This window comes from Actinomadura sp. 21ATH (assembly GCF_041951345.1).
Classification (GTDB): Bacteria; Actinomycetota; Actinomycetes; order Streptosporangiales; family Streptosporangiaceae; genus Spirillospora.
Genome location: NZ_JBGNUR010000023.1, coordinates 109,760 through 116,507, shown reverse-complemented (window position 1 = coordinate 116,507; position 6,748 = coordinate 109,760). Strand labels below are relative to the sequence as shown.

Annotated in this window: 9 protein-coding genes; 3 read left to right on the top strand and 6 right to left on the bottom strand. The window is 71.3% G+C overall.

All coding sequences use genetic code 11. The features are described 5' to 3' along the window. Positions 1 to 132, top strand: a 132-nt coding sequence (locus ACA361_RS38470; RefSeq protein ID WP_375020065.1) for an integrase core domain-containing protein, incomplete at its 5' end; no start/stop codon positions are given. Positions 133 to 219: 87 nt separating this feature from the next. Here the strand turns inward: ACA361_RS38470 and ACA361_RS38465 are convergent. After that, on the bottom strand, positions 220 to 603 hold the full coding sequence (locus ACA361_RS38465; protein ID WP_375020060.1) for an STAS domain-containing protein: 384 nt from the start codon (positions 601 to 603) through the stop codon (positions 220 to 222). Positions 604 to 1,003: 400 nt separating this feature from the next. Further along, the gene (locus ACA361_RS38460) at positions 1,004 to 1,765 is read right to left on the bottom strand and encodes an SDR family oxidoreductase (RefSeq protein WP_375020059.1); all 762 of its coding nucleotides are present in this window, start codon (positions 1,763 to 1,765) and stop codon (positions 1,004 to 1,006) included. A 101-nt stretch (positions 1,766 to 1,866) separates the two neighbouring features. On the opposite strand from ACA361_RS38460, the gene ACA361_RS38455 reads away from it, so the two are divergent. After that, positions 1,867 to 2,760: a helix-turn-helix transcriptional regulator gene (locus ACA361_RS38455; RefSeq protein ID WP_375020058.1), complete on the top strand. Its 894-nt coding sequence runs from the start codon at positions 1,867 to 1,869 to the stop codon at positions 2,758 to 2,760. Between the two features lie 113 nt (positions 2,761 to 2,873). Here the strand turns inward: ACA361_RS38455 and ACA361_RS38450 are convergent, their stop codons facing one another. The 3 genes from ACA361_RS38450 to ACA361_RS38440 form a co-directional block, all read right to left on the bottom strand. After that, entirely contained in the window at positions 2,874 to 3,620 is a 747-nt protein-coding gene (locus ACA361_RS38450) for a methyltransferase domain-containing protein (protein WP_375020057.1), read from the bottom strand. Between the two features lie 114 nt (positions 3,621 to 3,734). Continuing rightward, on the bottom strand, positions 3,735 to 4,637 hold the full coding sequence (locus tag ACA361_RS38445; RefSeq protein WP_375020056.1) for a hypothetical protein: 903 nt from the start codon (positions 4,635 to 4,637) through the stop codon (positions 3,735 to 3,737). Then, entirely contained in the window at positions 4,634 to 5,341 is a 708-nt protein-coding gene (locus tag ACA361_RS38440; protein ID WP_375020055.1) for a GntR family transcriptional regulator, read from the bottom strand. Before ACA361_RS38440 ends, ACA361_RS38445 begins: the two co-directional genes overlap by 4 nt. 295 nt (positions 5,342 to 5,636) lie before the next feature. Between ACA361_RS38440 and ACA361_RS38435 the strand changes: the two genes are divergently transcribed. Beyond that, the gene (locus tag ACA361_RS38435) at positions 5,637 to 6,077 is read left to right on the top strand and encodes a VOC family protein (protein ID WP_375020054.1); all 441 of its coding nucleotides are present in this window, start codon (positions 5,637 to 5,639) and stop codon (positions 6,075 to 6,077) included. 109 nt (positions 6,078 to 6,186) lie between these two features. On the opposite strand, the gene ACA361_RS38430 is transcribed toward ACA361_RS38435, so the two are convergent. Then, a complete protein-coding gene (locus ACA361_RS38430; protein ID WP_375020053.1) occupies positions 6,187 to 6,708 on the bottom strand; it encodes a hypothetical protein in 522 nt (173 codons plus the stop codon). Between the last annotated feature and the right edge of the window lie 40 nt (positions 6,709 to 6,748).

Here is a 6,748-nt window from a genome sequence, read left to right as displayed (position 1 = left end):
GCCTCCGAGACCCAACGCCGCCGGGCGCTACCGCGATGGCTGCACACCTACAATCACCACCGCGGCCACACCGCACTCGGCGGACAACCACCCGCCAGCCGCGTTCCCAACCTCACGGGACAGAACACCTAGCCGACTATCGCTGAGTCATACCGGCACATCCACGTCATCGAGCACTACACATCAACAGCAACCCGGCGAACCTATGTGGTCACAGCACTAGGGAGTCAAAGCCACAGGACAGGCAGGCTCGGTGGCGGCCGGTCCGCCCTCGGACACATCGTCGGGGCTATCCAGGATTCGCACATGCCCGTCCACCCTGGTCCTGGCCAGCAACTCGGCCACCCGCGGCCCGAAACGCACAAGCACCAGCTCCCCACCAACGGCCTTCGCGCGCGTCCACAGCCGGACGAACGCGTTCAGCCCCGACGAATCACAGAAGGCCACCTGCGACAACTCCAGCGCAACCCGCGGTCGGCTCACCATCCCCAGCAGTTGGCCGACCTGATCGACCACCGCCGAAGCGGTCGCCACGTCCAGATCCCCGCGCAGCTCGACCACCCGCCACGACCCCACCGACGTCACACCCACGATCAGCTTCAACCGGGCAGGGGCCCACCCGGCGTCGCGTTCACCACGCCCCCATGGGGGGTGCCTCGTCAGCAAGTGCTCCGATTATCTCCCGGCACCCGCCCCAACGCCTCCCACGTCCAGGAGTTCACCCACCCGGCTTCCTCGCCAGCCAGAGCCCTACTTTGGGGCTGGGGGTCAGCTTCGGGAGTAGGACGCCATGTAGGAAGCACATGCCCTCGTCCGAGGCTCCCATCAGTTCCGGTCGGAGCAAGACGGGAAACGTAAGGCCCCCTGGTGCGACAGGGGCCTTGGGGAATCAACTGCCGGACCAGCTCTGATTTCAGTTGGAAAACGCGTACCGGAGCGGGACCCGTGAGCCTCGGGTGCGTCAGCGATCCATCGAAGATCCCGGCACGAGAGGGGCCTGTAGTCAGGCGGGCTGGCCGATCGGGCGGATCGTCACCGTGTTGAGGTCGACGCCGGCCGGCTGGTCGAGCGCGAAGCCGATCGCCTCGGCAACCGGATCCGGGCTCATCGCGATGGGCGGAACCTGGCCGTGCCAGAACGCGGTGTCGATCATGCCTGGGTTCACGACCGTGACTCCGATGCCGCGGGTCGTGGCGTGCAGGCGGAGGTTCTCGGCGAAGCCGACCACCGCCCACTTGGTGGCGGAGTAGAGGTTGCCCGGGCTGTTCTTGATTCCGGCCACGCTGCCGATGAGCACCAGCCGGCCGCGGGACTGTTCGAGGTGGGGCAGGGTCGCCTTGGCCAGCAGGGCCGGGCCGAGCACGTTGGCGAGTACCATCGGCGCCCACAGCTGCGGATCGCCGCCGTCGACGACGCCGGCACCGCCCGTCCGGAAGTGATCCGCGGACGCGCCGCCCGCGTTCGCGACCGCCGCGTCGAGAGATCCGAAGCGCTCCACCGTGCTGGTGACCGCCGTGTTCGTGGAATCCCAGTCGGAGGCATCCGCCACCAGGCCCAGGACGCGGTCCGCGTGGCCGGCTTCGTCGAGGAAGGACTTGAGCCGGCCAGGGTCGCGCCCGGTGACGGCGACCCGGTGGCCACGCGCGAGCAGGAGCCGGGCGGTCGCGGCGCCGATCCCGCTCGTGCCGCCCGTGATCAGGACCGTCTTTCCAGCGACCGGCGATGCGCCGCGGTCAGTGAGTGTGTCAGTGGATGAGGTGTTCATGGCCTCCACTCTGTGGCGCGGCGAGGGACCGTGACAGTTGCTCGCGAAGGTAGGGATGGCATCCCCTGGCGCCAACGGCGTCGTCCAGGAAGGCTGTGCCCATGTCGAACACCAGGTACTCCGAACTCGGTGCCTTCCTGCGTTCGCGACGCGAGCGGATCCGCCCCGAGGAGGTCGGGCTCGCGCCCGGCCCGCGGCGCCGCGTCCCCGGCCTCCGCCGCGACGAGGTCGCCGTTCTGGCCGGCGCCTCGGTGGAGTACTACACCGAGCTCGAGCGCGGTGCCGGCTCGCAGCCCTCCGACCAGATGCTGGCCGCGCTCGCCCGCGCCCTGCGCCTCAGCCGCGACGAACGCGACCATCTGTACCGGCTGGCGAACCGCCCGCTTCCGCACCAGGGCGGGACGACGTCACACGTCCACCCCGCGATGCTCGACCTGCTGACACGGATCGACGGGACCCCGGCGATGGTGTGCACCGACCTGCACACCGTTCTGGTCCAGAACCCGCTCGCCGTCGCGATGCTCGGCGACCTGTCCGCGCACCACGGCCGCGCGGCGAGCTTCGTCTACCGATGGTTCACCGACCCGGCCTCGCGGCAGATCTACCCGCAGGAGGACCTCGCCCCGCAGTCACGCTCGTTCGTCGCCGACCTGCGCGCGGCGGTCGGGCGACGCAGCCCGGGCGACGCCGAGGCGACCAGGCTGGTGGACGAGCTGCTGCAGCGGTCGCCGGAGTTCCGGGCGCTCTGGGCCGACCAGGACGTGGAGGTGCGCAGGGACGAGCGCAAGCGGATCGTCCACCCCACCGTCGGCATGCTCGACCTCAACTGCCTCAGCCTCTTCAGCGAGGACAACCGCCAGCGGCTGCTCTGGTTCGCCCCACGCGCCGGGACCGATACCGCCGAAAAGCTCGCACTGCTGACCGTCGTGGGCACACAGACCATGCGACCGGACCGGTCCGATGAACCGATCAAGGACGTACCGCTCGAACGGTAGACGCGACCGGCCGATCATCACCGTCCAGCGCCCCCGGCCTTGGTGCGTGGTGACGGCTTACCCCCGTGCGGGTCCGGTCGGTGTGGCGTCCGGACCCCGCAGCGGACGGAGCGTCAGCGCTTCATTAGGGCGAAGACTCCCCAGCCAAGGTACTCACGCGTGTAGCGCGTGTAGCGGGCGGGCTCGCTCGTGAGTTCTTCCCGCACCTCGGGGGCCAGTTCGTCGTCGGGGTTCTGGTCGAGCCAGCGGCGCAGGTTGAGCCATTGGGCCGCGCTGTAGCGGTCCCAGCTGTCCTGGTCGGCCAGCATCATCTCCACGACGTCGTACCCGAGGTCCTGGAACTGCTCGATCAGTTCCGGGAGGAGCAGGAAATCGGTGATGGCGCTGGCATGGCATGCCTGGGCGGCCTTATCGTCCGGAGGGGTCCGCCGCCAATAGGGCTCGCCGATCAGCATCAGCCCGCCGGGGCGAAGGCTGCGGCTGAGCAGCTCGGCCGTTCCGGCGACGCCGTTCCCGATCCAGGTGGCGCCGACACAGGCGGCCAGATCGACGGGCTGGTCCGCGACATGACCGGCGGCGTCGCCGTGAATGAACTCGGCCCGGTCGGCGACGCCGAGTTCGGCGGCGCGGGCCCGGGCCTGCTCGGTGAAGACGGTGCTGATGTCCACTCCGGTGCCTGTGAAGCCCAGGTCGCGTGCCCAGGTGCACAGCATCTCGCCCGAGCCGCTGGCCAGGTCGAGTACGCGTGTCCCGGGGGCGAGGTGGAGCGATTCGCCCAGGGCGGCGAGCTTCTCGGGAGTCAGCGGGTTGTGGATGCGGTGGCTGCTCTCGCGGATGGTGAAGATGCGGGGAAGGTCCATGACCAGGTTCCTTTCCGTCATGCCTTGAAGTTCGGGGACTGTTGAGGCTGCCCTGGGCCATATGGCGGCGTACTGGCTCGACCTGCGCCCCTATCCGCCGCGGCCGAGCTGGGCTCAGCCCTTGCCGAAGTTGGAGGCGGGGAAGGCGTTCGCCGTTCTGAGGGCTGTGGTGAAGCCGCCGGCCAGTTCGGTGAGGCGTGCGGTGGCGGCCGGGCCGAGGTGGTCGTAGGGGGCGGTGTCGAGTCGGTCGGTGAGCGCCTCGGCTTCGTCGCGCAGGGCGGCACCGGCTTGGGTGAGGTCCCCCGCGTCGTCCAGCAGGCCGCGTTCGCGAAGCCGGTCGCGGGCGGTGGCCCACTGCTCCGCGGACCAGCCGCGGGTTTGCATGAACAGCTTGGACGTCGGCGCCTTGCCGGTGGCGTTGTGCAGGACCAGCGCCTCGATGCCCGACAGGCCGGCGATCGCCAGGGCGGCGAGGTGGCCGTCGCCCCGGTGCTCGCGCAGCAGCGTCGCGGCGTGCCACAGGGCAAGGTGCGGTTCCGCCGGGACGGGAAGGTCGGCGTTGGCGGAGTACAGCGGCCGCGCCTCCCTGCGGCACGCCTCGGTGGCGCGCAGCGCCAGTTCGGCCGCCTCGGCCATCTCCTCGGAGGCGAGGGCCTCGTCACCGAGCAGCCGCCGCAGCGTCCGGTCCGCGACGCGCAGCCGGGCTTCCAGCACCGATTCCGGTGTCGTGATGGTCCACGCGGCGGGGATGTACCGCCGCACATGCTCGTGGTTGAAGTTGTAGAACGCGGCGGTGACGGTACCGGCGCCGACCGTTCCGAGGGGGGCGGCGCGGCCGGCGTAGTAGGCCATGGGGCCGCGTTCCAGCCCGAGCGCCGCGAGTTCGTCCTGCTGCTCCGGTGCGAAGTACACGCATGCGTGCAGGGGACTGACGGCGTTGTGGCAGCGGCGGCCCGCGTGCGTCTCGTTCGAGGCCATGCCGTCAGCGGGCCCGGTGGCCAGGTCGGTGGGGTTCATCGGTCTTCCTTCGCGGGGTCGTCGTGGGTCGGGCCGGTCAGTCCGGCGGCGGTCTGCGTGAGGTGCCGGGCCAGTACCTCGGCCGCGGTGTCGGCGTCGCGTGCCAGCGCGGCCTCTTCCAGCCGGCGGTGCTCGCCGAGAGCGTCCCGGCCGGGGGCGCGGAGCGCCGAGAAGCGGCGGGCCAGCTCGCTCGCGGTCCAGAGGCGGTCGAAGGTCTCCAGCAGGACTGGATTGCCGCAGCCTTCCAGCAGGGTGCGGTGGAAGACCCGGTGGGCTTCGGCCCAGGCGTCGCTGTAGTACTCGCCTTCTTCCGGTACGTGCGTCGGCGTACGGGCCAGGCGGTGATGCGCGGCGCGCACGCGGGCCTCCCAGTCGATGTCGCCGCGTTCGATGGACATGCGCAGGACGGCCGGCTCGATGGTCCGGCGCGCCTCGGCGATCTGCTGCCAGCGGCGGTCGGAGAAGGCGGGTACGGCGAAGCCGCGGTTGGGCAGCCGCTCGGCGAGGCCCTCGCCGACCACCTGCAGGAGCGCCTCACGTACGACGGCGAGGCTCACGCCGTGTTCCTTGGCGAGGTCCTGCGGCTTGAGGGCGGCGCCGGGCGCGTACCTCCCGTGCATGATCGCGTCCCGCAGGCGGGCGTGGACCTGTTCGGAGAGCATCCGCTTCCCGGGCGAGGCGGAGGGGGCGGGCATCTGGTTCATGGTTCTCATCATAGATGATTTGAAAGATAATCGATTATTATTGTGATTGTCGATCGCGAGTGGGTGCTGGCGACGACACCGGCACGGGCCTGCCCGAAGGCGCCCGCCGGGGCGCCCAACGACGCCCGCGCGGACCGCTCCATCGGCGCCGTCCCGCCGGCCGGGCACGGCCCGCACCGCTACTTCGTCGTGGTGCGGGCAACCCGGCACGGTTCGCGTGTCGAGAATGCGACGGTGGCTCCGTCCCAGGTTCACCAGCGGCCGCGAAGGCCGCGCGACGAAGAGGAGAACCACCATGACGATCAAGCGGCTGGACAACATCGGCATCATCGTCGAGGACCTCGACGCCGTGATCGCGTTCTTCACGGAGCTCGGCCTGGAACTGGAGGGCAGGATGCCGGTCGAGGGGCGGTGGGCGGCACGTGTCGTCGGCCTCGACGACCAGCGGGTCGACGTGGCGATGATGCGGACCCCGGACGGCCACGGGCGGGTCGAGCTGGCGAAGTACCTCGAGCCGAAGGCGATCGGCGGCGTGCCCGAGGACGCCCCGGTGAACACGCTGGGCATCCGCCGCATCATGTTCGCGGTCGACGACATCGACGCCGTCGTCGCCCGCATGCGCGCCCACGGCGCCGAACTCGTCGGCGAGGTGGTGCGGTACGAGGACACCTACCGCCTCTGCTACCTCCGCGGCCCCGAGGGCATCGTCGTCGCCCTGGCCGAGCAGCTCGGCTGACGGCCCGCCGCGACCGGCCCCGCGACCGACCGGAACGGTGGGAGTCGCGGGCGCCGGCGGAGGTCGCGTTCCCCGTGCGGTGATGACGGGACGTCGTCATGGTGCGCGGCTAGGCCGGGGACCGGCGGCGGTGGTACGCGACGGTGGCCGCGGCGAGCAGCGGCCCCCAGAGGATCATCGGCACGTAGAGCAGGGCCATGACGGCCGCCGCCGCGCCGTCCGGGAAGCTCGGATCGTCCGTCCCGCCCGCGAGGACCGCGGCGATCTTCAGTCCGAACGCCACGCCGAACGCGGTGAGGAGGACGGACGCGGCGGCGGCCGGGACGACGGCCGCGTACGGGGGCACCCGCCGGCCCCCGATGAACGGGAACCGGCGCGGCACCCGCTCGCCCCACGGTCGGACCAGCCCGAGCGCCAGAAGGGCGCAGCCCTCGGCCGCCAGGCTCAGCACGACCGGCCAGACCGATCCCCGGCCCGGGATGTCGGCCCGGTCGAGCCAGGCCCGGTCGAACCCGACCGGGACGCCGGCCGCCATGGCGATCCGCCACAGCCCGGCGGGCAGCGGCGCCACCGCCGCCGCGTGCGCCGCCCGTACCGCCCACCGAGGTGCCTGCGATTGCGTCGTCTGCATGGCCCGACCGTGGTCGCCGTGCCCCCTCCCCCGCCAGATG

Coding starts and splice junctions, on each gene's coding strand:
- ACA361_RS38445 (WP_375020056.1), bottom strand. CDS start 4,637: ATGAACCCCACCGACCTGGCCACCGGGCCCGCTGACGGCATGGCCTCG.
- ACA361_RS38440 (WP_375020055.1), bottom strand. CDS start 5,341: ATGAACCAGATGCCCGCCCCCTCCGCCTCGCCCGGGAAGCGGATGCTC.
- ACA361_RS38450 (WP_375020057.1), bottom strand. CDS start 3,620: ATGGACCTTCCCCGCATCTTCACCATCCGCGAGAGCAGCCACCGCATC.
- ACA361_RS38430 (WP_375020053.1), bottom strand. CDS start 6,708: ATGCAGACGACGCAATCGCAGGCACCTCGGTGGGCGGTACGGGCGGCG.
- ACA361_RS38455 (WP_375020058.1), top strand. CDS start 1,867: ATGTCGAACACCAGGTACTCCGAACTCGGTGCCTTCCTGCGTTCGCGA.
- ACA361_RS38460 (WP_375020059.1), bottom strand. CDS start 1,765: ATGAACACCTCATCCACTGACACACTCACTGACCGCGGCGCATCGCCG.
- ACA361_RS38435 (WP_375020054.1), top strand. CDS start 5,637: ATGACGATCAAGCGGCTGGACAACATCGGCATCATCGTCGAGGACCTC.